Origin of the sequence: Parapedobacter defluvii (assembly GCF_014642075.1) — a bacterium.
Lineage (GTDB): Bacteria > Bacteroidota > Bacteroidia > Sphingobacteriales > Sphingobacteriaceae > Parapedobacter > Parapedobacter defluvii.
Genome location: NZ_BMIK01000001.1, coordinates 949321 through 975507, shown reverse-complemented (window position 1 = coordinate 975507; position 26187 = coordinate 949321). Strand labels below are relative to the sequence as shown.

At 46.8% G+C, this 26187-nt stretch carries 23 protein-coding genes and 1 tRNA gene; 11 read left to right on the top strand and 13 right to left on the bottom strand.

All coding sequences use genetic code 11. The annotated features are described in order from the left end of the window. Positions 1-17 precede the first annotated feature (17 nt). Both IEX60_RS03685 and IEX60_RS03680 read right to left on the bottom strand, forming a co-directional pair. Positions 18-725, bottom strand: coding sequence for a hypothetical protein (locus IEX60_RS03685; RefSeq protein ID WP_188747459.1), 708 nt, complete (start codon positions 723-725; stop codon positions 18-20). Positions 726-755: 30 nt separating this feature from the next. Further along, a complete protein-coding gene (locus IEX60_RS03680) occupies positions 756-1439 on the bottom strand; it encodes a hypothetical protein (protein ID WP_188747457.1) in 684 nt (227 codons plus the stop codon). 122 nt (positions 1440-1561) lie between these two features. On the opposite strand from IEX60_RS03680, the gene IEX60_RS03675 reads away from it, so the two are divergent. Both IEX60_RS03675 and IEX60_RS03670 read left to right on the top strand, forming a co-directional pair. Further along, positions 1562-3724, top strand: a complete 2163-nt coding sequence (locus IEX60_RS03675) for an FUSC family protein (protein WP_188747455.1) — start codon at positions 1562-1564, stop codon at positions 3722-3724. Between the two features lie 39 nt (positions 3725-3763). Continuing rightward, positions 3764-4753 carry a YpdA family putative bacillithiol disulfide reductase gene (locus IEX60_RS03670; RefSeq protein WP_188747453.1) on the top strand — a complete coding sequence of 330 codons (990 nt, stop codon included), beginning with the start codon at positions 3764-3766 and terminating at the stop codon, positions 4751-4753. On the opposite strand, the gene IEX60_RS03665 is transcribed toward IEX60_RS03670, so the two are convergent. Continuing rightward, positions 4750-5364 carry a TetR/AcrR family transcriptional regulator gene (locus tag IEX60_RS03665; RefSeq protein WP_188747451.1) on the bottom strand — a complete coding sequence of 205 codons (615 nt, stop codon included), beginning with the start codon at positions 5362-5364 and terminating at the stop codon, positions 4750-4752. The genes IEX60_RS03670 and IEX60_RS03665 overlap by 4 nt on opposite strands. A gap of 115 nt (positions 5365-5479) precedes the next feature. Between IEX60_RS03665 and murB the strand changes: the two genes are divergently transcribed. The 3 genes from murB to IEX60_RS03650 all read left to right on the top strand — a co-directional run bounded on the left by murB (position 5480) and on the right by IEX60_RS03650 (position 7470). Continuing rightward, the gene (gene murB, locus IEX60_RS03660; protein WP_188747449.1) at positions 5480-6508 is read left to right on the top strand and encodes a UDP-N-acetylmuramate dehydrogenase; all 1029 of its coding nucleotides are present in this window, start codon (positions 5480-5482) and stop codon (positions 6506-6508) included. A gap of 205 nt (positions 6509-6713) precedes the next feature. Next, positions 6714-7229, top strand: coding sequence for an RNA polymerase sigma factor (locus IEX60_RS03655; protein WP_188747447.1), 516 nt, complete (start codon positions 6714-6716; stop codon positions 7227-7229). Continuing rightward, positions 7216-7470, top strand: coding sequence for a cytochrome b5 domain-containing protein (locus IEX60_RS03650; protein ID WP_188747444.1), 255 nt, complete (start codon positions 7216-7218; stop codon positions 7468-7470). Before IEX60_RS03655 ends, IEX60_RS03650 begins: the two co-directional genes overlap by 14 nt. A 17-nt stretch (positions 7471-7487) precedes the next feature. Here the strand turns inward: IEX60_RS03650 and IEX60_RS03645 are convergent, their stop codons facing one another. Then, positions 7488-8408 carry a PfkB family carbohydrate kinase gene (locus IEX60_RS03645; protein ID WP_188747442.1) on the bottom strand — a complete coding sequence of 307 codons (921 nt, stop codon included), beginning with the start codon at positions 8406-8408 and terminating at the stop codon, positions 7488-7490. 163 nt (positions 8409-8571) lie between these two features. On the opposite strand from IEX60_RS03645, the gene IEX60_RS03640 reads away from it, so the two are divergent. The 5 genes from IEX60_RS03640 to IEX60_RS03620 all read left to right on the top strand — a co-directional run bounded on the left by IEX60_RS03640 (position 8572) and on the right by IEX60_RS03620 (position 13445). Continuing rightward, a complete protein-coding gene (locus tag IEX60_RS03640; RefSeq protein WP_188747440.1) occupies positions 8572-8877 on the top strand; it encodes a hypothetical protein in 306 nt (101 codons plus the stop codon). Positions 8878-8976: 99 nt separating this feature from the next. Continuing rightward, positions 8977-11280 carry a TonB-dependent receptor domain-containing protein gene (locus IEX60_RS03635; RefSeq protein ID WP_188747438.1) on the top strand — a complete coding sequence of 768 codons (2304 nt, stop codon included), beginning with the start codon at positions 8977-8979 and terminating at the stop codon, positions 11278-11280. A gap of 9 nt (positions 11281-11289) precedes the next feature. Beyond that, positions 11290-12603, top strand: a complete 1314-nt coding sequence (locus tag IEX60_RS03630; RefSeq protein ID WP_188747436.1) for a sialidase family protein — start codon at positions 11290-11292, stop codon at positions 12601-12603. 93 nt (positions 12604-12696) lie between these two features. Continuing rightward, entirely contained in the window at positions 12697-12972 is a 276-nt protein-coding gene (locus IEX60_RS03625) for a hypothetical protein (protein WP_188747434.1), read from the top strand. After that, a complete protein-coding gene (locus IEX60_RS03620) occupies positions 12972-13445 on the top strand; it encodes an OsmC family protein (RefSeq protein ID WP_188747432.1) in 474 nt (157 codons plus the stop codon). Before IEX60_RS03625 ends, IEX60_RS03620 begins: the two co-directional genes overlap by 1 nt. Before the next feature lie 4 nt (positions 13446-13449). On the opposite strand, the gene IEX60_RS03615 is transcribed toward IEX60_RS03620, so the two are convergent. The 6 genes from IEX60_RS03615 to mgtE form a co-directional block, all read right to left on the bottom strand. Continuing rightward, positions 13450-14193, bottom strand: coding sequence for an SDR family oxidoreductase (locus tag IEX60_RS03615; RefSeq protein WP_188747430.1), 744 nt, complete (start codon positions 14191-14193; stop codon positions 13450-13452). 90 nt (positions 14194-14283) lie between these two features. Next, on the bottom strand, positions 14284-15375 hold the full coding sequence (locus IEX60_RS03610) for an isochorismatase family protein (protein WP_188747428.1): 1092 nt from the start codon (positions 15373-15375) through the stop codon (positions 14284-14286). A gap of 204 nt (positions 15376-15579) precedes the next feature. Further along, positions 15580-15656: transfer RNA gene (locus tag IEX60_RS03605), tRNA-Asn, on the bottom strand. A 123-nt stretch (positions 15657-15779) separates the two neighbouring features. Continuing rightward, entirely contained in the window at positions 15780-16841 is a 1062-nt protein-coding gene (locus IEX60_RS03600; RefSeq protein WP_188747426.1) for a hypothetical protein, read from the bottom strand. Continuing rightward, complete coding sequence (locus tag IEX60_RS03595; protein WP_188747424.1) at positions 16838-17485, bottom strand: hypothetical protein; 648 nt, start codon at positions 17483-17485, stop codon at positions 16838-16840. Before IEX60_RS03595 ends, IEX60_RS03600 begins: the two co-directional genes overlap by 4 nt. Beyond that, complete coding sequence (mgtE, locus tag IEX60_RS03590) at positions 17482-18858, bottom strand: magnesium transporter (RefSeq protein WP_188747422.1); 1377 nt, start codon at positions 18856-18858, stop codon at positions 17482-17484. The genes IEX60_RS03595 and mgtE overlap by 4 nt, the downstream gene beginning before the upstream one ends. A gap of 887 nt (positions 18859-19745) precedes the next feature. Here mgtE and IEX60_RS03585 point away from each other — a divergent pair. Continuing rightward, complete coding sequence (locus tag IEX60_RS03585) at positions 19746-22304, top strand: hypothetical protein (RefSeq protein WP_188747420.1); 2559 nt, start codon at positions 19746-19748, stop codon at positions 22302-22304. 35 nt (positions 22305-22339) lie between these two features. On the opposite strand, the gene IEX60_RS03580 is transcribed toward IEX60_RS03585, so the two are convergent. The 3 genes from IEX60_RS03580 to lptB form a co-directional block, all read right to left on the bottom strand. Beyond that, entirely contained in the window at positions 22340-23758 is a 1419-nt protein-coding gene (locus tag IEX60_RS03580; protein WP_188747418.1) for an arylsulfatase, read from the bottom strand. 11 nt (positions 23759-23769) lie between these two features. Then, positions 23770-25284, bottom strand: a complete 1515-nt coding sequence (locus IEX60_RS03575) for a GH3 auxin-responsive promoter family protein (protein WP_188747416.1) — start codon at positions 25282-25284, stop codon at positions 23770-23772. Positions 25285-25420: 136 nt separating this feature from the next. Then, a complete protein-coding gene (gene lptB, locus IEX60_RS03570) occupies positions 25421-26155 on the bottom strand; it encodes an LPS export ABC transporter ATP-binding protein (protein WP_188747413.1) in 735 nt (244 codons plus the stop codon). Positions 26156-26187: the final 32 nt, after the last annotated feature.

The window sequence follows — 26187 nt, the reverse complement described above, 5'->3', positions numbered from 1 at the left end:
CAGGGTAATTGCGATGACTAATAGAACTGAAGTCCCAACTTGATTTGAAACATACCCATCGGGAATTTCTCTTTCGTCGTATGCTCAATATACTCACCGGTGTCTTCATCGTAATCGCTGTCGTAAGAAGTATAATTGAATGCACCTGATTCATAACCTGCTGTCAGCGTGACTTTCTTGTACCGCAAGTTAATCCCGACATCACTTTTCAAACCAAATAGCACCTGTTCCAGATCTTCCATTTCACTCATCGATGTCAGAATCGTTGGCGCTAATTTTACAAATGCATCGGCATAAAAATTCTCCAACGGATTGAAAGAAATGACCGGGCCGAGCTTGACCCCCACGGTTGTGAAATCGGTCTTTTCAGTATATTCCGGGTCATCCGGATCATTCCATTTCAGCGGGTTGTAGCCAAGAGAAAGAAAGGACGCATCAAGCCCTACTTTAAAAAGATCGGCTATCGGCTCTGAATGAAAGAAGAAATACTTGCCTATCTCGAAGTTCAACCCCGTTGCCACAGAGTAAGCCCCGTTAAGATCGCCATCGTTTAACTGTTTAACAAAATCGTCATTCAGGAAATTTGCTCCCAAACGCAAATAAAATTTCCCAAAATCGGGCTCATTATAATAACCTTGTCCCACCACTGACGCTTGTTGGGCCTGTGCAAAAAAAAGAGTTCCAACAACAGCGCATAGCGTGATTGAAAATTTGGTGATGTTCATTGTTGATAAATAGTTGGTAAACACTGAGAATTAGTTGATGCCTAAACGGCTCTGCAGATCAGGAATCACGTTCTCGTACGTACGCAGTATCCGGTCCCACCGGCGAAAGGACTCATCGGCATTGACGCTGGTACCCGGCGGCGCGATTTCAGAAACTAATTTAGCTTTGTATTCGAGGGGTGACGTATTACTGGTTTTCACGATCAAACGGGTACGTACAACGCCCGAATTAAAGGATTTGGCAGACCATGCTGTAGCCATATAGCCTGTAGATTTATCCATAATCGCAATCACATCAAATGACCCTGTCACAATACGATTTAATAGAATCCAGGCTTCGTCGACACTTCTGGACGGCCTGATATCAATATCTTGGTTAGCCAAATTGGTTACAAATGAATTTTCATATGCTTCGTCTTTGATCAGCTGAATAAAATCGGTTTTGGGAATGATATTTACCCCATTGTTTTCATAATTGCGAATTTCGGTTACAAACCCCACTTTTTCAACGCGCACGTTGACGGTCGCATATTTCGGAATTTTAATTTTAGCAGGCGAGGTCACTTGGTTACCATCGACGTACATGCTGGATCCTGCTTCCGTGCTGATGGTCAGGGTACGGTCTTTCGCTTTCTGCGCGTAACCCGATAAAGCGGCGACCAGCACATTCCCCGCTATCAGCGCGATCATGATTAGTAGATTTCTGATTTTCATATTGATGATTGATTAATAAGTGTGAGCAAAGCTAAACACCTGAAAGACCATCTGAAATACCCACTATTGAGTATTTTTAGTTGAGGTTTTGTGTATCTTTGTACGCACCCATCCGTCTATGCATGAGTAGGGCAAAAGAAATCCAGAATTTTTTTTACAGCCAATATTTTGCCGATGGCCTGCGCATCACGTTCGGTACGCTGACTCCTGCACTCATTTTTTCCTGGTTTGGCAACCTTCAGGTTGGCATTACCGTCTCATTGGGTGCGATGGTCGTCGGGCTTTCAGATACCCCCGGCCCCCTGAACCACCGCCGGAACGGCATGTTGCTATGTACTGCCGCCGTATTGGTTTCTGCACTCATCACCAACCTGGTCAATGATATTCCTGCATTGCTAACAGTGGTTGTTGTGGGGATGAGTTTCCTATTTTCCATGTTTGCAGTCTACGGTGCCCGCGCTTCGTCTGTTGGAACCCTGGGTATCCTCGTCATGATACTCAATATTGACGGAGCAGACAACACATTTTTGGATGTGGCGGCCCACATTGCTTATATTCTCCTGGGCTGTGTATGGTATATGCTGCTGAGTTTATCCCTTCACCAAGTGCGCCCCTACCGTCAGGCTCAGCAGGAATTGGCGGAATCCATACAGAACGTTGCCGACTACATCCGGATCAAAGCTAATTTCTACGATGCCAAAACGGATATTGAGAAAAATTACCGGGAGTTGATCGAACAGCAAATTATTGTCAGCGAACATCAGGATAACGTCCGCGAACAATTGTTCAGAAGTAAGAAAACCATACGGGATACCACAAAAATCGGACGGTTATTGATCTTGATTTTTACCGACATCATCGATCTGTTCGAACAGAGTATGGCCACGCATTACGATTATGAGGCGGTCCGCGAGCAATTTGGGCAAACCGGGGTGTTGCAGCATTTTAACCTGACGATTCGAAGACTTGGCAACGAACTGGAACACCTCTCCTATCAGATCAATGCCAACAGAAGGCCCAAAGCGTTATATAATTTCAAAAACGACCTCGATCGGATACGGGCAGCGATTGAAAAGGTAGATAAAGACTACCAAATCAATACACTGCCGTTAAAAAAGATATTGATCAATATCCGAAATCTGATCCAGCGCATTAATAATATTTACGGATACTTTGACAGGGAGTCCAAAAACTCATTCCGAAAGGAAGAAACGGATCTCAGTCGATTTATCGAGCACAAGGACATCGATTTTAAGCAACTCCGAGAAAACCTGACCCTGAAATCGACACTATTCCGGCATGCTGCACGGATGGCAATCGTAATGGGCATCGGCTATCTCCTTTCATTGGCTATTAACGTGGGTAACCACAGCTACTGGATTCTGCTAACCATTATGGTTATCCTGAAGCCCGGATTCAGCCTGACCAAACAGCGGAATTTTCAACGGTTGATCGGAACCATCATTGGAGGGATCGGTGGAGCCTTGATTTTAATGCTCGTTACAGACGAAACATCCCTGTTTATCCTGCTGCTTCTATTTATGGTGGCCACCTATAGCCTCATCCGTATCAACTACGTAGTCAGCGTTATGTTCATGACGCCTTATATCCTGATTATGTTCAGCTTCCTCGACATGAATACATTGACCATACTCAGGGAACGGATTGTTGACACGTTAATCGGGTCGGGCTTGGCGTTTCTTTCCAGCTACATCATTTTACCGAATTGGGAAAGTACCCAAGTGCAAACTACCATGCGAAAACTGCTTATTGCCAATTATCGTTACATTGCACAAGCACTGAAAATCATCGCGGGCCAACCGGTGAGTATAACGGATTACAAGCTGGCCCGAAAGGAAGTATACATCAGCACTGCGAATATGGCTTCGGCTTTCCAGCGCATGATTACAGAACCGAAAAGCAAGCAAAAAGATGCGAAGGAGATAAACAAATTTGTGGTGTTTAACCACATTCTTTCCTCCTATTCGGTCACGCTGCTCAACAATGTCAACGATGCAGACAATGCTTCGCTGACAGGCGAACATGTACGGATTGTCCGCAAAACACTGTTCCTGCTAGCGCAGACCATTCGACTCTTCGAACCCGAAGAGGGAGAAGCGGAATTTGTGGAAATCGAAGTGGATACGCCACCGGATTTGGACCACAACAACATCGATTCGGAAGAATCTCGCCTGATTACCGAACAACTGAATTTTCTGAACCGAATTGTAATTGATTTGAACAAAACCTGCAGCGGTTTGGTCAAACACCGGGCGGTCGCGTAAGTTTGGTATTCGTACCGCTGTCGCGTATCTTTGCAGCACATGAAAATCTCATCAGAACATTACGACATGCTTGTCGTTGGCGGCGGCCCCATCGGACTGGCATGCGGTATTGCCGCCCAAAAAGCCGGATTATCTTATCTGATCGTTGAAAAGGGATGTTTGGTCAATTCACTGTATCATTATCCGCAAAACATGACTTTCTTCTCTACATCCGAGCGGTTGGAAATCGGCGATATTCCTTTTGTCTCTATTAATCCCAAACCGAAGCGGGCCGAAGCACTGGAATATTACCGCCGGATCCAACAGAAATTTGACCTAAACACCCATCTGTTTGAGGAAGTAATTTCCGTATCGAAACAAAAAGACACCTTTCATATTACCACCAGCAAATCCACCTATACCGCATCCTATGTCGTGGTGGCCACCGGGTTCTACGACATTCCGTGTCTGTTGAATATCAAAGGAGAAGACCTGCCTAAGGTGCGTCATTACTACAATGATCCCCATTATTATGCCGGGCAAAAAGTTGTGGTGGTAGGCGCCAGCAACTCGTCCGTGGATGCTGCATTGGAAACGTACCGAAAAGGTGCCGACGTGACACTCGTAGTGCGGGGCGAAGGTATTGGACCCCGCGTAAAATATTGGGTGCGCCCGGATATGGAAAACCGGATCACGAATAACGAAGTGCGGGCATTGTTCAACAGTAAACTGACCGAAATCCGGCCAACCGAAGTCGATATTCTGACGCCCGATGGACTGATAACGCTAGAAAACGATTTCGTGCTGGCATTAACCGGTTACCAACCCAATTTTGCCTTTTTGGAAAAGATCGGCATTAAACTTTCCGAAGACGCCTCGCGTCAACCGATGCACAATCCCGACACCATGGAAACCAATATTCCTGGTCTTTTTCTTGCGGGTGTGGTTTGCGGGGGGATGAACACACACCTGTGGTTTATTGAAAACTCACGAGTACACGCCACCCAGATTGTAAAACGGATTTCAGAAATTGAAAAGGCAAAAGGTTAATGCGATGGGGAGGCCAACCCTTTTAAAAATACCGTTACCATTTTCTTCTGAAGTTGCAGTATGTGATCAAACTCGTCTTTGGTAGGAAATAAGACGCCTTTCAGATCTTTCAATATACTGAACCGCATGCCCACCAGGGCAAACAGGATGATTTCTGCAGTTTCCTGGACATCTTCAATGACCAGTTGACCGGTATCTACTCCTTTTTGAAGGATATCCCGGATTAACGCTATTTCCTTGTCTTTGGAATCCGCCAGTACACAGGCCATTTCGTCGGGTATCTGTTGCACGGCAGATATCGAATTTTCAAGCAGATTATAATATTTGGTAACAAAAGCAATCCGCTTGTCCAGCATAAACATCATGGCCTGCTGACAATCTGAAATGGACGACAGTTGTTTCTCCATCTCCTCAAACGATTGTGCTATGACATGCTCCAATACAGCGGCATACAACGCATTTTTATCCGGAAAATAATAATACAACAGTGCTTTTGAAAATGAAAGATCCTGTGCAATCTCAGACATCGTGGTTTTTGCCAACCCGAAATGTGCAAACCGGCGGGTAGCCGCTTCCAAAATCTGTGTACGCTTTTTATCTGCGTTTATCATACAATACCATTACCTTAGTTGTGCTATCAGGTCAATCGCTTATCTTTGGCCGTTAAAGATAATATGTTAAAGATACATATTTATTTGAATAATTGAAAAAATTAGTCAAAATTCAATGCAGTTTTCGATTAAAGAACATTTTCCACTTAAAGCATACAACACATTTGGCGTACCTGCATTTGCCGCACAGTTTATTGAAATTGAATCCGAGGAGGCGCTCATCCACTTTTTTGGTAGCCGGAGAGACGTAACGCAACGTCCCTTTCTCGTTTTGGGCGGCGGAAGCAATGTCTTATTTACGAAGGATTTCGACGGATTGGTAATCCGGATCGCCATTCCGGGGATCAACCACCGGATATCAGATACCGAAGTATGGGTTACGGCCGGAGCGGGAGTGATCTGGAATGATCTGGTGTGGTATTGTGTTAACCGTAATTTCGCGGGCATAGAAAATATGGCACTCATTCCCGGTACAGTGGGAGCTGCTCCCGTTCAGAACATCGGTGCATACGGTGCGGAATTAAAAGACGTCTTTGTCAGTTGTCGCGTATTCGACACAAAAAGTGGGGGGATTTCCACATTTACGAAAGAAGATTGTCAGTTTTCCTATCGTGAAAGTCTGTTTAAAAAAGAAGCCAAAGGTCGTTACATCATTACACAGGTGACGCTCAGGCTATCGCTCAATCCTGCTATCAACACCTCATATGGCGCTATCCAAGTCGAATTGGCAAAGCGGAACATTACCGATCCTACTATTAAGGATATCGCTGAGGTGGTATCGGCTATCCGCACCGATAAGCTGCCAGACCCTTCCACCATCGGCAATTCGGGCAGCTTTTTCAAAAATCCGATTGTAACCGTACAGCATTTGCAACAGCTACAGTTTACTTTCCAGGACATAAATTTCGTGTCCTACCCCGTAGGTGAAAGCCATGTCAAACTCGCTGCGGGATGGCTCATCGAACAATGCGGATGGAAAGGAAAACGCGTGGGTGATGCAGGTACCTGGAAAAATCAAGCTCTCGTATTAGTAAACCACAAAAATGCTTCTGGATCAGATATTTACAACTTATCAGAGCAAATCATACAGGATGTTGAGAAAAAATTTAATATCCGGTTAGAACGAGAAGTAAATATTATATGATATTAATAAAAATATACTGTATATTAGCTTGGTAATTAAGCAATCCGTTCTTCTTTAGCACGATCCTTGCAGTAACAAACACGACACTAATTAGACTACAACGTCAATTTTCTTAAATAAGCATTTGCGACCGCTTATTTTGTATCATAAAATTGTTTAACCCGGAGTTCAAGCCCTAACTTGGAATCCCTTAAACCGTAAAAAGATGACGAGATTTGAGTTTAACACTTTAGTGGTGCAGCATACGGAATCCTTGCGAGGATATGCACTGCATTTTACCCGCGACGACGAAGATGCAAACGACCTGGTTCAGGATACCATGCTGAAAGCGGTAACGTATCACGGCAAGTTCAAGGAAGGCACCAATCTCAAGGGATGGTTGTATACGATCATGAAAAATACTTTCATCAATAATTACCGGCGATTTGTGAAAACGAACAGCTTCGTTTCGCAGTCCGAGGAAATTCCAAGCGCGCACTTAGCCTACAGCGCTACTAAGAATGCCGGTGAGAATAAATTTGTGATGGAAGATATCAAAGGTGCCATGGCTGAGTTGTCAGATGAGTACTATATTCCCTTCAGTATGTATTTTGAAGGATATAAATATCACGAAATTTCCGAACACCTGCAAATTCCGATCGGAACCGTTAAAACCCGTATCCACGTAGCACGGCGAACCATGAAGAAGGCCCTGAATGCGTACCGATATGACCGGCCTTAACGCGCTCAGAAGCTTACCTGTTTATTCAAAATCACAATTAGCGTTACGAAATGGCCAAGACAAGCCAGCTATCTGGATTGCATACCGTGGTTATATCTACGATGTGACGAAGAGCCGTTTATGGTTCAGGGGCATGCACTACGAACATTGGGCCGGACAGGATTTAACCGATGAACTGAAAGATGCACCGCATACCGACGAAGTTTTCGCACGCTTCGAAATCGTCGGTATGTTGGCATAGGCAAATACGCATTGCTATCAACCCTCTATTTCAAATTTGCTGAGTTCAGTAAATTGGGTAATTCGCGCAGCAATGAGGTCTTTATCCAGCTCCCTCAGCCGTTCGGTACCGAATTTTTCGACACAGAATGACGCCAACGCAGAGCCAAAGATTACGGCGTTTTTCATATTATGAAAGTTGACGGTTCCCACTTTAGCCAAATACCCCAGAAATCCGCCCGCAAACGTATCCCCTGCTCCCGTTGGGTCGTATACATCTGCAAGAGGAAGCGCCGGTGCCGAAAAAATCTGTCCGTCGCCAAATAATAGGGCGCCATGTTCTCCTTTTTTGATGATCAGGTACTTCGGTCCCAACTGTAAGATCTTCTCTGCAGCTTTTACCAAGGCATATTCGCCGGAGAGCTGCCGCGCTTCCGCATCGTTGATGGTAAGCACATCCACCCGCTTCAGCACCTTCATTAAGTCATCCCAGGCAACGTCCATCCAAAAATTCATCGTGTCGAGTACCACTAATTTCGGCTTATGTTTTAACCGATCCAGCGTAGTCAACTGAATCTGCGGAGTAAGATTGCCCAAAAGCAGGTATTGGCAATCCTGGTAACTATCCGGAACGATCGGATCAAAATCGGCCAGCACGTTCAATTCGGTAACCAGCGTATCCCTGCTATTCATATCGTTGTGGTACTTTCCCGACCAGAAAAAAGACTTCTGTCCCTTTTTTATCTGTACCCCTTCAAGGTCTATACCTTTCGATTTCAATATATTCAGGTTATCATCACCGAAGTCTTCGCCAACCACACCGACCAATTTTACGTGCCGATACAAATAGGCTGCTGCCAATCCAGCAAACGTGGCCGCCCCCCCTACGATCTTATCTGTTTTTCCGAAAGGTGTTTCAATCGCATCGTAGGCAATAGTGCCGATTATGACTAAACTCATGGTATTATTTTTCATTTTGGGCGCAAAGGTAGGCGTTTTCAGGAGTATACCCAGTATTTTTATTGCAAATGTCCGACTTTTACTGTAAGTTTGCCGCACCATGGTTCACCGGCTTCTCGTCCTATTGCTCATCTGTTCGCTTTTCGCGGAAAACGTTTCGCGTATGCTCATTACCGCGGCATTTGAGTTAAACCGACCTTATATTGCCGAATACCTCTGTATAAACAAAGATAAGCCCATGCTGCATTGCGATGGCAAATGTTATTTAGCAAGGAAACTCAAGGAAGCGGAGGAAAAAGAAAAGAAATCGGATAAGGAATCACTGAAAATCAGTTATCAACCTGCATCCGTGGTAGAAAAAACAGTATTGACTTTTCCGGCTTCCGCTATCGAAAAACACGAAACGATCGATTTACCTTTCCATCTCCCTTCGCGACCTGCCAAGATATTCCATCCGCCACGCGCCTAATTTCTTCTTCATAGGATTTTAATGACCGTATCCCGATAAAATTGGGTTACCGTTTTATTATGTGGTATCGCTGGCAGCAGTCCAGTCCATCTAAAACATATGAATAAATTTATTTTGAGGGCGACCTTCCTCCTGTATCTCGCGGTATGGATAGGACAGGTACAAGCACAGAACCTCCTTTTGACAGGTCATATCTATGACACCCAAACCCGTCAGCCGCTGGCTGGTGTTACGATCCGTAATGACGACGGACAGATCATTGCGCAGTCTAACAAAGACGGATACTTCAAACTAAGCCGGGAGCAGGCGACTGCAGCCATTGAAGTGGCTCTGATAGGTTATAAAACACAGCATGTCTCGCTCACAGCTGAGCACAAAGACGTCAACATTCAATTGGACGTGGATCCCGTCCAACTCGACGAAGTGCGCGTAGGCCTAAACAGCCGGGTTAACCGGGAGACCCCAGGGTCGGTAGCCCTGCTAAACACCGACGATATCCAGCGCGGAAACGGGATGTCCTTGCAATCGGCACTTAATACCGTTCCGGGTGTTCGTATGGATCAAAGTACACTTTCCGATTCGCGGATTTCCATACGTGGCAACGGGGTGCGATCACCCTGGGGCAGCCGTGCAGTAAAAGTCTATATCAACGACATCCCCGTCACAGAGACGGACGGGACGACGCGTATCGAGGCGTTGGATGTCAACAACATCGGCCGCGTGGAGATCATCAAGGGACCGGCATCCAGTATGTATGGAGCGGGTACCGCAGGGGTTATCAATTTCCAGTTGCAACGCGCACCTTATGGGGAGCGTAGCCTCGAAGTATCCGGTCTCACCGGCAGCTACGGACTCAACCGGACAGCTACTGCCTATCGGTCGGGCGGCGATAAGGTAAACAGCTATGTGGCTTACGGTTGGCAGGAGTACAACGGTTACCGTATTCACAGCAACGATATGCGCAGATTCATCACGGGTAATTTCCAATTTTTCCCCAATGACAGGCAAATCATCACGGTATTGATCAATCGTACCACTCAGCACTCACAGATACCGGGCGCCCTTACGCAAACGCAGGTGACCGAAAATCCGTTACAGGCAAACCTCAGTAATGTGGACAAAGGAGCCGGAAGATATCAAAACTGGACGCGCGTAGGCATCGGACAGCAATACCGGCTCAGCGATAAGTTTACCAACAGCACCAGCCTATTCAGTTATTTCTACGACCTCAACCACCCATTGGCGTATGCCTATATCCGCAACTACTATCAGAGCTACGGCGGGCGTACACGTTTCGCCTACGATCCCGGTTTCTCGGCCTTTGCCACCGTCTTCAGCATCGGCGCCGAGTTCAACCAGGGGCTTACGAAAGGCAGTCAGTACGTCAATGAACAGGGTTCGGAAGGTGCCATCAATGCAAACATAGACAATCAAAATACATATTATTCGCTTTTCTATCAGTCGGAGACCCAGCTTGGTCCCAAGACCCTGCTTACCCTCGGACTGGGAATCAATAGCTTACAGTACCGTGTGCACGATTATTTGGCCCCTGAGCAGAGCGGTATCAAGCAGTTTAATGCACAGGCAACACCCCGGATTGCACTGAGCCATACCTTCCATGAAGCCCTGAGTCTGCATGCTGGCGTCAGTACCGGTTTCACCCCGCCTACCGGATCGGAAATCAAGACTGTCGATGGCAGTATCAATCCTTCCCTGCAGGCTGAGAAAGCGGTTAACTACGAGCTTAATGCCAAGGGAAGTCTGTTCCACTCACGGCTGAGCTATGACCTGGCTGTCTTTCGAATGGATATGAGCGGCGAATTGATTGCCCAATCCGTGCAGCAAGGCATTACCATCTATCACAATGCTGGCGAGACCGATCACCGCGGTGCGGAACTGGCGCTTTCCTGGCTGGCGGTCAACAACGAAAACAATTCATGGATACAACGGCTGCGGCCATTTGCAGCAATAACGTATGCTGATTTCACATTTGTCGACTACAAAATCCGCGATACGGATGATGCCGTTACCGCGGCATATGACGGCAACCGCCTGACGGGTATAGCTCCTTGGGTGGTCAACGCCGGAATTGATTTTAGTACTGCCGTCGGCATTTATGCCCGTTGCAATTACCTATACAACGACCGTCTCCCGCTGAACGATACCAATACCGCCTACCATCCCGCCTACCACTTGCTGAATGCCAAAATAGGCTATACGAAAGTGATCCGTAAACGCATCAAAGCCGAGATTTACGGTGGTCTGGATAACCTGCTGAATCAACGGTACAGTTCATTCGTTGCGCTGAATGCCGTTGCCTACGGCGGGGGGCAACCCGCCTATTACAATCCCTCGCCCACTCGTAATGGCTACGGGGGCCTCAACCTGAGTTTTCTATTTTAACCCAAAAACATGAACAGAAATAACTGGATATATGCATGGGCACTGGCAGGCACATTGGGTGCCTGCTCCTCTCCAATGCGCCCCAACGAGGAAACACCGAAAACCATTGCGATCGAGCAGGGTCACTCAGCCACGGCTCCCTACCTTACCTACGATAACGAAGGTAATCTTGTACTTTGCTGGACCGAAAAAAACCATACCGACAACACTTGTCGGTTGGCTTTTGCAACGTATGACGCTTCTTCAGGCGACTTTGCTCCTCCTGTCACTGTAGCTGGATCCGAAGGAATCGGCACCTCCCCAGAAAGCATGGGTAAAATAGCATTTAAAGATGATGGCACCATCGTGGCTGTTTTTGCCAAACCGTTCCTGCACGAAGAAAACCCTTTTGCCGGGGCTATTTATTTCAGTATTTCTTCCGACGGAGGCACATCGTGGTCCCGCCCCAATTTCCTGCATTCAGACACCGCCCACCGCTACGGGCGCAATTTTTTTGACGTCGCCCGTCTTAACAATGGCGAGGTGGGTGCCGTTTGGCTGGATGGGCGCGACAAATCCATCGAAGGCTCCACGCTGTATTTTGCTTCGACCACCGCCGACAGCGGGTTTGTTGCCGAGACTGTTCTCCACCGCGGTACATGTGAGTGCTGCCGCACGGACCTGCTCGTAGACGATAAGGGCAGCATCCACGTCGCCTACCGAAGCTTGATGTACCCCGCCGCTTTATTTGGCGAACAGGCACGGGATATGGCCTATGTATATTCGGAGGACAATGGCCAAACGTTCGCCGCAGAGACTACCATCAGCGCCGATAATTGGGCCATCCGTGCCTGCCCGCATACCGGTCCTACCCTGGCATCCGAAAACGGCCGCATCCATGCGGTGTGGTTTACAGCGGGCGGATCCGCCGGACTTTACTATGCGCATACCGCCCCCAACCATACCGGATTCACCCAACGTGAATTGCTTACCGCTACGGGCAGCCATCCGCAATCCATCGCCATGGGTACAGACTCGATCTTGGTAGTTTACGAAGACCGCCCCATGCCATCCACTACCCACCACCCGGGCACGCATGGAGGGATGCACGGTCATCACGACCAAAAGAATACCGATAACACCGCTATGAAATCGCATATCCTGCTGCATCCTATCGTTAAGGGATATCCTTCGGCACCTGTCCGGATCTCAACGGACGATGCATACAATCATCATCCCGTGATTATACAAGCCGACAATGCGCTTTTTATCGCTTGGACCCAGGAGAAAGACGGACAGTCGACGGTCGCTTATAAAAAAATCACCCCAAGAGAAATAGAGTAATGTAAAAACTATTGTTTGCCTCAGTATAAAAGACGATTTTTGAATTTAATTTTCAATGCGTGAATTGAAGGGATGAGAAATAACCGTTAGAAAATGAATAGAATCAGCTTCCAAGACACCCATGTATATCCGGGGTGTATGGCAATACTTTTTTTTGCTATTGCCCCGAACCATACAACCGTATCGGCCTTGGCAGAATTTAGCGATGGAGCGGTTGCCGACGCGGAGGTCGAGCCAGTGAATTCTGAAGAGTTAGTCGTCCGTATTGATTGCTATACAACCGCAAGCGGTACCCATATTCCCAAAAAGACTTGGCGTATCAGGTACGACAACACCCAAGATATTTGGAAAGCAGTAGCGAAAATGTAATGAAAGAGCATTGGTATCAATCAAAAATCGAATGGACTGGAAATAACGGTTCCGGAACAGACCATTATAAAAACTACGAGAGAAACCATACCATCTTTATTGAAAACAAACCGTCAATAGCAGGATCCGCTGACCCGGCTTTCCGCGGAGACAAGACGAAACACAATCCGGAAGATTTTCTGGTTTCTTCGCTTTCATCTTGTCACATGCTCTGGTACTTACATTTTTGTTCGCTGAATCAGGTAATTGTTGAAGAATATACAGACATCGCAACGGGAATTATGAGGGAAGAAAATGACGGAAGAGGGTCTTTTAAAGAAGTTACCCTTAACCCGACGGTCACTGTAAAAAGTGAAGACATGATTGAAAAAGCAATCGAGCTCCACAAAAAAGCAAGTGAATATTGTTTTATTGCAAACTCGGTCAATTTCCCGGTCAAACATCATCCAGAAATAATCGTAAAATCGAGTTAATCTCTCATTTACCTCCTGTAACATCAATGAAAATACCCGTCGAATAAGAAGATTTATCAGATGCCAACCAGAAAATAGCTTCCGCAACCTCTTTTGTCAAACCGCCTCTTTTCAGCGGAATGCTATCCTTTATCCGGTTAATTCTATCCGGTTCTCCGCCATCTGCATGGATATCGGTATGAATAAATGCAGGCCGCACAGCATTTACCCGGATCCCCTCTTCTGCAACCTCTTTAGACAAACCGATGGTTAATGCATCCAAGGCTCCTTTCGTGGCTGCATAGTCAATGTACTCGAATGGTGCCCCGGTTCTTGCCGCAATAGATGAAACGTTGACAATGGTTCCTCCCTGACCACCATGTTTTGTTGACATACGTTTAATGGCCTCCCTGCAACAAAAGAACTGACCAATGATATTGGCATTAAACATCTTCTGCAACCGTCCATAATCCATATCCATTAATTTCCTTTGGGGTTCCAATATGCCCGCATTATTAATCAGCGAATGAATACGCCCAAAGGTGTGATCCACCTCAGAAAACAAGTCAATAATATCTTTTTCTTTTGACACATCGGCCTGAACAGCCACGGCTTTTCCTCCTTTAAACAGAATTTGATTGACCACCTCGTCTGCAGCCTCTCTATTTTTGTGGTAATTGACGACCACTGCGTAACCTCTTTCTGCAGCAAGGAGGGCAGTGGCAGCACCTATTCCACGACTTGCGCCCGTTATTAACATTGTTTTCATTGTATCATGTTGTCTATGTTATACCAAACTGTGGCTGTTACTGTGTCCATCGTGTTGTATTCCAATGCTTGAAATGGGTTTGAGATGGGTTCATAATTGTAAAGCCATCCTGATGTCAGCCCTTTTATAGATTGTTTTATCCACATCGGTTTCTAAGAAACCGAGTTTTCTATAGATACTTAAAGCGTTTTTTAATCGACTATGTGAAAAAAGTACAAGTTCTTTTACATGGAGATTTTTGGCTAGTAAAATGGCATGTTTACATAATAGGGTACCTATTCCCAACCCCTGATAATTCTCATGAACGGCCATTTTAGTCAATTCGAATCCTCCGTTCGTCATTTTTTTAAGCGCTACGGTACCAGTAACCTGCCCGTTTTTTAAGGCAAATAGGATTTTACCGCCATCGTTCAGTATGGCATCTTCCGGCTTTGATAGTACGTATTCATCGATAGGCTCTATGTCGAAGTATTTGTTAAGCCATGCCTTATTTAAAGTTTCAAAGGCATGCTTATATGCGGGTTGATAGTTTACGATCAATATACCATTTTTTAGAAAGGAGTCAACAAAAGATAGCTCCTCAAAAACATGAATCCCTATATGCTGCAATTCCTTTATACCCCGTTCGTAAATTCCTGATATGGTAGAGGGAATAATTGAAACTTTATAATCCCTTTCGCTGGCTTCATAAATGGTTGTGCGGGGGCAGTTGGGGAAATTGCAACCAGCGATAAAAAGTGTAGTTATCCCCTTTGATTGCAACATATTATGTAGCTCGGTATCGTAAAAGGCGCCCCATCGGGGTTTGTAAAGAACATAATCGTTAACTCCGCACTGAACGATCTCGCCTTTAAGAAGATCTTCGTGATGGTAGGGTCGGATATTATCCGGCAATAGCTTATCTATAATAGCCGCTCCTTCACTTTGTGGCGCTACTATATGTTTACCGGAAGAAATGATATCTTTACGACATAACTCTGCATTACTACCATCTGGATGATACAAACGGATAATGTGAATAACATCCTTGCCTTGTCTCCTGAATATGTTGGCCAACGTAACAAGATTGGGAACTATCTCTTCGGTGCCATCTATATAAGCCTTGCCATTAAAAGTTGCAAAATCTTTTTGCATATCTATGATAAGCAATGCTGACTTATCACATTCTAAAATATTACTCATCGTACAAAATTCGGAAAATCAAACTTATGATAACAGATACAATTTTTAAATTTTGGACCACAGCAGATTGGGGTATTAGGGAATGGTATCCATGAATGATGTAAATCAACACGCCGGAGAACCCGACCTGTGCAGAAAACATTTCTCCAGAATGCCCTTAAAAGACAAAAGCCGTTTTTCTTATCGAAAAACAGCTTTTTTAGTTGGCTCCTGAAGCTGGGCTCGAACCAGCGACCCTCTGATTAACAGTCAGATGCTCTAACCAGCTGAGCTATTCAGGAGTGTTTCTGCTGGTATGCCCCGTTTTCGGGACTGCAATATTCGTAACTTTCTCTCGAATAAACAAAAAATATTTAAAAAAATCTGTAAGTCATTAACTATGAACCGGGTCGAATGAACGACTGTTATTCCAGTACATAATCGTAAGGATATACTCCCATTCTCCAGCTTTTGCCACCGTCTACTGTAAAGAATAACCGATCCGGACCGTAGACAATCCCACGCTGCTCGTTGTAAAAATCCATAGCCGTACCGGTAATACGCACACCGTGCGCGCCGGCCTCCAACGGAGACCAGCTTTTCCCTCCGTCGCTACTTTTCGCGACACCCTGATCCAAAAGTGCATATACAACATTTTCCCCTGCCGATTGGCAACTGATTATTTCCCCCGTACCGATTGCCACTTCCTCAAAGGATGTTCCCCCGTCTGATGAAAGGAAAGTCCGTCCGGCACGATCATACACCAACAACCTATTAGCATCCACCAATGTCAGCGACGGTGAAGTAACCCTGCTGATAGCGCTACGCTCAGTCCATTCCCGTCCTCCATCGACCGTCGTCCCGATGCGGACACCTTCCGCTGCCTCATACTGCCCCCGGTAAAGCAGCCAGCCGTTTTCACGGCCCAGAAACCCAATCGCCAACGGGGTGGTATTATCTTTCGTATACCATAATTCGGCACGTTTGTCCGGCAAATCGATGCGGTAAAGCAGCAGGCGGCTGTTTCCGCCGATTTCTTGCGCTCCTAACAACCAAACGGTTTGATTGGCCGTTACCGCCACCTGCATAAGCGATACTGCAGCACCGGGGCCTTCGCTGGTTTCCCACGTCTTCCCATCGTCTTCCGAAAAACGTAATAACCACGTCGCACCGTTGGGAATTGCATGTACCAATAAACCGTCGGCAAATCCAAGAACTCCTTGTGCAATCGGCCAAGGCCGGTCCTCGAAGTCAAAAGACTGAAAATTGTCTGGCGTGCTAAACCATCCTTTTTCCGTCGTACCGTCAATGTGCAGCCGACCATGCAATCGCGCATAAATAAGCTGGTTATCCTGTATCAAGACGCGTGTCTCGGCGTTGACGATCGGCTCAAACGGATAAAGGTCCAAAAGGGTGCCCTCGCCGTCACACCCCAGCAGAAGCAAGCTAACCAACACTACTTTTATCTTTTTGCAAACATGCATCATGGCTGAATTGAAAAGCCTATTGAAATATTGAGCGTATTGAAACGAAAAGCATGCGAGGAGGGAGTAAGGTAACCTCCGGCAAGATCGTCTTCAATAATAGACCGCTTGGCCCGTAGCCGGGGCCTGAATAATTCATACCCCGCTTTGACATACCACTCACGTATCTGCACACGCAAACCGATTTCCTGCGACATGCCTGAACCACGCAGGTAATTTTCCGAATAGGTTGCATCCTCCTCGCCGTAGTCTTCCATATCGAAATTGGACACCCAGTTGTAATCAACACCCAAATACGGAAAAAATGTAGCCTGTCCGATGAAGAATACATCGTAGCTCGCCTGCACACCTGCCTTGATTACCAACAGTTGCTCGGTTATTTCCTCGTCTATTTTATTTCCGAAATATTTCACCCCACCTTGCGGCCGCAACCGCAACCGCCCTTGGTCTGCCAACGCAAACGCCGCCCCTAGTCTGATTACCGCACCTGCCGGAAATACCGATCGGATGGATGCCTCGCCGAAACGGTCGACACCAAATTCACCCTCCAGATAGACAGGAACTTCCTGTTGGGCATTCAAGCGTAATGAAGCTAACAACAATATCCCTATCCATCCTGTCTTCTTGCCCAGCCTGCGCACAATCATAACAATACCCCGGTAAGAATCAATGTAGCTACCGTAAAATAAATGATGAGCCCCGTCACATCCACCAACGTAGATACAAAGGGGGCTGACGATGAAGCTGGATCGGCCCCCAACCGGCGCAGGATGAAAGGAAGCATAGAGCCCACCAAGGAGCCCCATAACACCACCCCCATGAGCGACAGGCTAACCACAGCCCCTACCAGTAACCAGTGATCTCCGTAAGCATGTGCAAATGCCTGCCAGGTACAAACCCGGATAAAGCCCAACGTTCCCAGAATGAGGCCCAACAACAATCCCGACAGGATTTCACGGCGCATAACCCGCCACCAGTCGAGCAGGGTAACTTCGCCCAATGCCATCGCTTGGATAATCAGTGTAGAAGCCTGAGACCCGCTATTCCCTCCACTGGAAAGAATAACCGGCATGAACAAAATCAATACAGCGCTGGCCAATTGGCTTTCATAATGTTCAAGTACGGTTGCTGTAAGTAACTGCCCCAGAAAAAGCACAATCAGCCAACCCGCGCGCTTTCTTACCAGGTGCGGAATGGACACATCCAGGTATGGTTCATCCAACGCCTCGGTACCCCCTATGCGCTGCATGTCTTCCGTATATTCCTCATTGGCTACCCATAGGATATCGTCCACCGTCACAATACCCAGCATGATTCCTTGCGCATCCACCACGGGTAGCGCGACCCGATTATTCATCCGGAATACGTTGATTGCGTCCTCCTGCGGATCGTCCGCATTGAGAGCGATGAGCCGGTTATCAATGAGGTCTTTTACCCTCGTTTCAGGGTCAGCCAACAGGATATCTTTGATACGAATATCATCCAATAATTTCCCATCCTTATCGATCACATACAACACATCAATTGTCTCAGAAGCCTTGCCGTATCGGCGGATGTGTTGGAGTACCCGGGCAATGTCCCAGTGCTGTTTCACCGTGATATAATCCGGGGTCATCAGCCGTCCGACACTGTCCTCCGGATACCCCAATAACGCCAGTGCTTCTTTGCGGTCTGCGGGCGGAAGCAAGATGATCAATTGCTTCACTACGTCACCCTTCAATTCGCTGAAAAAAGCGGTCCGGTCATCAGGTGGCATCTCGTTTATAATTTCCGAAATTTTCGGTCCCGAAAGCTTCTTGAGAATACGTTCCTGCGTGGGGAAATCGAGGATGCGAAATACGTTTACAGCACGGTTAATGCTCAGGGTTTCGATGAAGGTAGCGCCGTACTCGGGCAGCTCGTCAATCAGGGCTTCCACATCCGAAATATTCAGCTCATCGAGGTATTCCTTTAGCTGCTGTTCACTGCCTTCGGCTAACAGCAATTCGGTTTGTTCTACCAGCGTATCCAGTTCGTCCATGCGCCCTCCTATTTTAGTTGATGATCTCCTACATCGGTAAATTATTTTGCATGCAAAAGTCGGTTTTTTAAATCAAAAGAACGAACAAGTATAGATTAAAAAAACTGCGGATGAACAGCAGCTCTTCGGCACACAGACACAACAAAAACAGACATAATGTCAGTATCGATTACTTAATGGTCCGGCTGCAATAGTATGGACAACCAGGCGGCAATCCGTATATCCTTGCCGAGCGCCATCTGCATGCCTTCACACAGGTCCAACCCATGGTGTGCTTAGTGCAGCGGGGAGATAGGAGAGCCGGTGCATGCCACTTCTGGCACAGTCACATGCGCATTCCGCAGACGGTTGCCAAGCAATAAAAGTTCCTAACAAACTCAAAAAGATAGTGTACATTAGCACATAAATTCATTCACTTATTTCCAATTCGAAATTTTCAGATTTCAAGGCAAATAATTGAATGATTTCACGTAAATATTTTTTGATTATCAAATTTTATTTACAAATATAAACATATGTAAATCAGTAAAAAATATATATTACTTAAAATTAAACATTAATAATACCTTTGTTAAAAACCTTGTTTTTGCAAAAAAAATTAGCAAAGCTCCATGAATCTACAAAATTTACCATATTATAAACTTATATTCAAATGTTTAACATCAATAACATTATGTATTTATTCACAAAACACTTTTTCCCAAATTTTCAATGGAGACCCCTACCCTCCAAGTGTAAAATGGAGGCAAATACATACCGAAAATTTCCAGTTGATTTACCCGGCTACTTTTGAAGAAGGAGCTCAAAAATTGACTAGCCGATTGGAAACTTTCCGGAAGCGGGTAAGTCAAACATTAGGCAAAGAACCCCGCAAAATTTCCATTGTTTTGCAAAACCAAACGGTTGAATCCAATGGCAACGTACAACTTGCACCCCGCCGTTCGGAGTTCTACACCACTCCCCCGCAACAGGGAGATTTTCAAGATTGGATGGATAACCTCGCCATCCATGAGCTTCGGCACGTTGTGCAATTTGACAAATTGACAGGTTATTTACGCGCACCTTTTTTCGAACAATTAGCGCTTGCCATCTATGGAGTCACCCTCCCCTCCTGGTTTTTTGAGGGCGATGCAGTCGTTACCGAAACCGTGCTCTCCTCTGCTGGTCGCGGGCGTCTGCCTTCCTGGGAAATGCCGTTCCGCACCAACCTTCTAAATGGGAAAACATACAGCTATCAGAAGGACTACCTGGGGTCAATGAAGGACGTCACTCCGGGCTTTTATGAACTCGGATATTTTCTCACCTCCGGACTCCAAAATGAGTATGGAGAAACCATCGTCGACAGCCTGATGACACGCATGGCCAAGCTACCAATCCGCCCTTATAATTTCAGTAATTCGCTGAAGAAATTTACGGGGTATAACACCCGTGAATGGCACGCAAAAATTGGGGCGGATCTGACCCAAAAATGGCAGGAACAATTGGCCGAGAACAACCCGGCAAACTACCCGGTATTCCCGGTCCGGGAACCGGGTAAACCGGAGAGCTGGCTACTGCCCCGACGCCTTCCCGATGGGCGGCTTATAGTCCTGCATCAAAGTGCCCGCAACGTACCCGCAATTGTTATCCTGGACTCGCTCGGGAAGCAGACGGAAATCGTGAAAACCGGGCGCCAAACAGAACCCAATTTCTCCTATGCCGAAGGGATGCTCGCATGGGATGAAGTACGGCGCGATCCGCGTTATGGGAAGCGGGCATACAACGTCATCAACGTATACGATATGCGTACCCAAGCCTATCGCCAGCTTTCACACAAAAGCCGCTATTTCTCTCCGGTGTTGCGACCCAACCATACACAGGTCCTCGCCGTCGCCATCAATGAAACTGGTCAGACCAGCCTTGATCTTTTGGATAGCGAACGGGGTACCTTAATCACCCGGTTCCCAGCTCCCGGAAACATCCACCTGCAAACCCCGGCATTTGATGAAACAGGCAGCAAAGCTATCGTCACGGGCATTTCCGATGCAGGCGCTTCCCTTGTCGAGTTAGACATTCCAACAGGCACCTACCGAATGATATTGGAAGGGCAACCTCAACAAATCGAACGCCCAGTGTATGCCCATGGCCGTATTTTGTTCAAAGCCCATTACAATGGAATCGACAACCTTTATATACTTGATGCGGAAAACGGCACGATCGGGCAACTCACTAACGCTCAATACGGTGCATTTAACCCTTGGTTTGAAAGCGAAACCGGGCAGGTTTGGTTCAACTCATATCAGGTTGACGGATACCGGATCAGCCACATGCAATTCAGCAATTCACCTATTAGTCATTTTAAAGTACCTGTAAGCGAAAAACACATTTTAACGACTTCGGATACCTCTCAAAGCGAGATATGGCCTTCAAAGCCTTATAAAGGGCTAAAAAATCTGATCAACTTTCATAGTTTATCTGTAGACAACGGTAATTTTGACAATCTAGCTAACATAAACCCGGGTATCTACTGGTTGTCAGACGATTTGCTAAACACGACGCAGGTCCGTTTGGGATACACTTATAACGGTGATATCCGTAGCAGTGAATACCTCGCGTCAATTGCTTATCAACAATTTTTCCCAAAGTTTTCGTTGGAGTACCGCAACCGCGGACAGGTGGGAACGGCCAAAGTAATCGGCAATGGAACTGAAAGTTTGACCGGACTGCGTTGGCGGGAACACGTAACAACCTTGAAGATGGACATCCCCTTGGTATTTTATCGCCTCAACCATATATTTACTACCGGATTGAGCGCAGCTACGTCTTACACCCGCCGTTATGGATTAAATGAACCTCAGTTTCAGGACCGATTTATCGATCGTATCCAGTTTCCCCTGCACTACCAGGTTTATTTTAACCACAATGTGCGGCAGAGTGTGCTGGACCTCGCCCCCCGTTGGGGTCAGAATTTAAGCATTACTTACCGGCATTTTCCGTTTGACGGCCGGATAGCGGGCGAGCATCTTTCACTGCGTACCGCTTTTTACTTTCCGGGCATCTGGCCCAATCATTCCTTTTTAGCGCGCTTCAACTACCAGCAGCGCGGTGGCACCTATGCCATGGCCAATGACATCCCGCTTGTAAGCGGATATGACCAGCTACACCCGCTGCCGATAGATAACACACTTCTTTTCAGCTACCGCTTCCCGATTGCCTACCCCGACTGGTCCCTTGGTCCGCTAGCCTATATCAAGCGGTTTAAGGGTGGCCTTTTTGCTGATTTCCAAAATGTGCGGACCGGAAACACGTTCCAGCCGCGCACGTTCGGCCTGGAATTCCGCGCAGACATGAACCTACTGCGTTTTTACCTCCCGAACTTCGACATTGGTGCAAAGCTTGTTTATGCCAATGAGGTGAATGCGCCACAACGCGTATTTGCTACGTATGGAATTGGGTATAGTTATTAAAACCAACGTGAATAGCTAAAAGCCGGATAACAGGTTTATCGCTGAAAAGGGAACACAGCGCTCTCCTGATGCGAGCGGTCCATGTATGCCTCCAACCGGGAAACAATATTGGGATACTTGGCCGCTACATCCACTGACTCTTTTGGGTCGCTTTCTAAATCGTATAATTCAGTAATAGGTTGGCCGCTTTGCACGGCTAAACGTACAGCTTTCCATTTACCTGAACGAACAGCTTGCTTCCCTCCGCCCTCGTGAAACTCCCAGTATAGATAAGGGTGCTGGGATTGTTCACCGTCCCTTCCCTGTAAGGCAGGCAGAAAAGACAACCCATCGGTATAATTCGGTTGTTTCAGCCCTGCGACAGCTACCAACGTAGGCATGATATCCCAAAAAGCACCTTGAAAGTCGGTCCGGGACCCGGATGTTACCTGGCCGGGCCAGCGGACGATAAACGGCACCCGGATCCCTCCTTCGTAGAGATCCCGTTTGTATCCCCGGAAACCGCCACCACTGTTGAAAAAGTCAGGATCAGCTCCGCCTTCCTTATGCGGTCCGTTGTCACTGCTGAAAATCACCATTGTATTTTCAGCGAGCCCCAGTTCATCGAGTTTGTCGAGCACCTCCCCCACATAAGCATCCAAACGGCTTACCATGGCCGCAAATGTGGCCCTGGGATCATTCACGGAAGCGTATCCTCCCGGTGAGGCGCCAACTCCATAATCCTGCCCATTATGGGGTCGTTCTTCGAATTGCCCCCCGTACCACCGGTAATACTCGTCGTCAGGTCCCTGCAATTCCGCATGCGGTAATACCGTCGGCATGAAAAGAAAAAAGGGAGTCTCCCTATTCTCTTCCATAAACGCCAACGCCCGCTGTTGGATTAATTTAGGGGCATACGTGGTTTTATGCACAAGCCCATTCCCTTCCAGCATCACTTTTCGGTCATTGTCCCATAGGTGAGTGGGATAATACCGGTGCGATTGACGCTGGCAGTTATATCCATAAAATCGGTCAAATCCCTTTTTGTCAGGTGCGCCCGACGTTCCCACCATTCCCAATCCCCACTTTCCAAAGGCTCCCGTACGGTACCCTCCCTGCTGAAGCAATTGGGCGAATGTCTGTACAGAATCCGCTAATGGATACTGCCCCTCCGTCTCAATTTCCTTATTGCCACGAATAAATGTATGGCCGGTATGCTGTCCGGTAAGGAGCGACGATCGCGATGGGGCACACACTGTAGTGCCTGCATAAAATTGCATAAACTGCATACCCTCCTTAGCTAGCCGGTCTATGTTAGGCGTTTTAATCTTCTCCTGCCCGTAGCACCCCAGGTCTCCATATCCAAGGTCGTCGGCAAGGATAAACACGATGTTGGGTTTGGATACAGGGCTTTGTGCCAGTCCTAGTATCCAACACACCGTTAATAAGACCGTCAATGTATATGCCCCTTGCATCGCTACATGAGTTATCCATGGATGATTTTCAAGATATCATCCAGATAAGTCCGCTCATTGGCCAGACGGGGTACCTTATTTTGCCCTCCAAGCTTGCCGCGCGACTTCATCCAACGGTAAAATGTACCATCGGGTGCCACATGGATAATCGGAAACTGCAGGGCCAGATCCTTAAACCGCTTGGCATCGTAGTCCGAATTAATTTCGCGTAACGTGCCGTCCAGCACCTGACAGAATTTATCAAAGTCATCCGGCCTTTCTTCAAATTCTATGATCCACTCGTGTGCCCCCGCTTCACCTTCTTTAAAATACACCGGCCCGGCAGTATAATCGCGGATGGAAGCCCCGGTTGCCGAACATGCCCGCTCCAACGCATCGTCTGCATTGTCTACGATGACCTCTTCGCCGAATGTGTTGATGTACTGCTTGGTGCGCCCCGTGATCTGAATTCGATAGGGATGTAAATTCACAAATTTGATCGTATCCCCTATGAGGTAACGCCAAAGCCCGGCGTTGGTAGAAATAACCAGTGCATAGTTTTTGCCCAGCTCCACTTCATGCAATCCCAACGTCCTAGGTTGGTCATCGTGCAGGTTTTCAATCGGAAGAAATTCGTAGTAGATACCGTAATCAAGCATAAGCAATAGATCTTCCGAATCCAACTGATCCTGAAGTGCAAAATACCCTTCCGAAGCGTTATAATTTTCCAGATAGTACATGCGGTCTGAGGGGATAAGCTTCCTGAATTGCTCCCGGTACGGCTTGAAGCTGACACCACCATGACTGTAAAACTCCAGATTGGGCCATACCTCCAACAGATTGTCCTTACCGGTAATTTCTAAGATTCGCTTCGCCAGCACTACGTTCCACGTAGGTACACCAGAAAGGTTGGTTACGTTTTCATGAATGGTGAGCTGCGCCACGTTTTCTATTTTCTCCTCAAAATTTGGATTGAGGGTTGTCTCCACATCGGGTGTCCGGTGGAATTCTGCCCAGAAAGGAAGATTCCGGATGATGATGGAAGAAAGATCACCGTAGTATGAATCGGAATTGAAACTGTTAATTTGGGAGCTACCTCCCAAGACCACCGATTTTCCGGTCAAAATTTTGGTATCGGGCCGATTGTGGCAATATACGGTGAGCATATCCTTTCCGCCCTGAAAATGGCAGTCTTCCAGCGCCTCTTCACTTACGGGAATAAATTTACTGCGGTCTGCCGTAGTGCCGGATGACTTAGCAAACCATTTGATGTCCGAAGGCCAAAGGATATTCTGTTCACCTTTAATCATCCGGTCGATATAGGGTTTTAAGCTGTTATAATCCTGCAGCGGCACGCGTTCTTTATAGGTCTCTGGCGTAAGAATGGAATTGTAATCGTATTTTTTACCCCATTCCGTTGCTTCTGCGGTAGAGATAAGGCTTTGAAACCACTCCTCTTGCACTTCATGCGGGTATTTCATGAATAGCTCAATCTGATGAATGCGCTTTTTCATGATCCAGGTGAATATCGAATTGATTAAAGCCATTTTTTTAGTGGTTAGTTACTAATACGTAATAGCCATAAGTTACTCGTTGATACATGCCAGCTATCACATTTCCTTAGTAGGTAGCTTGCATTTTTTTCCAAACTTGCATTTCTTTCTAAATACTAAGTACTCAGCACTAAAGTTTCTTTCGACGTAGTTCAAAATTGCGACCCAGATAGAATTTACGTGCCATCTCGTTGGCAGCTATTTCCTCGGGTGTGCCTGCCAGCATGATCTTGCCTTCCGTAAGTAGGTAGGCCCGATCGGTGATTGACAGGGTCTCCTGCACATTGTGGTCCGTAATCAGAATACCGATGTTCCGATGTTTCAATTTGGAGACAATGGTTTGGATCTCCTCTACAGCAATCGGATCGACCCCGGCAAAAGGTTCATCCAGCAGGATGAAGTGTGGATTGGCAGCCAAAGCCCGGGCGATTTCGGTACGGCGGCGTTCGCCACCCGACAGGAGGTCGCCCCGATTTTTCCGAACGCGGTTGAGACTGAATTCCGCCAGCAGTTCTTCCAGCTTCTCCTGGCGCACAGCCTTGTCCTTATGATGGATCTCCAATACCGCCATGATGTTGTTTTCTACAGAAAGCTTTCGGAATACCGACGCTTCCTGCGCTAAGTAACCGATGCCCTTTTGTGCCCTGCGATACATCGGATCTTCCGTAATCTCCTGTCCGTCAAGGTATACATGTCCTTCATTGGGCTTAATGAGCCCAACGATCATATAAAAAGAAGTCGTTTTACCCGCACCGTTCGGCCCCAATAATCCGACAATTTCCCCTTGGGACACTTCAAAGGATACGTCGTTTACAACAACCCGTTGCTTGTATTTTTTGATCAGATGTTCCGCTTTTAAAATCATTTTTTATATCAGCTTTTGGGGATGGATATCAA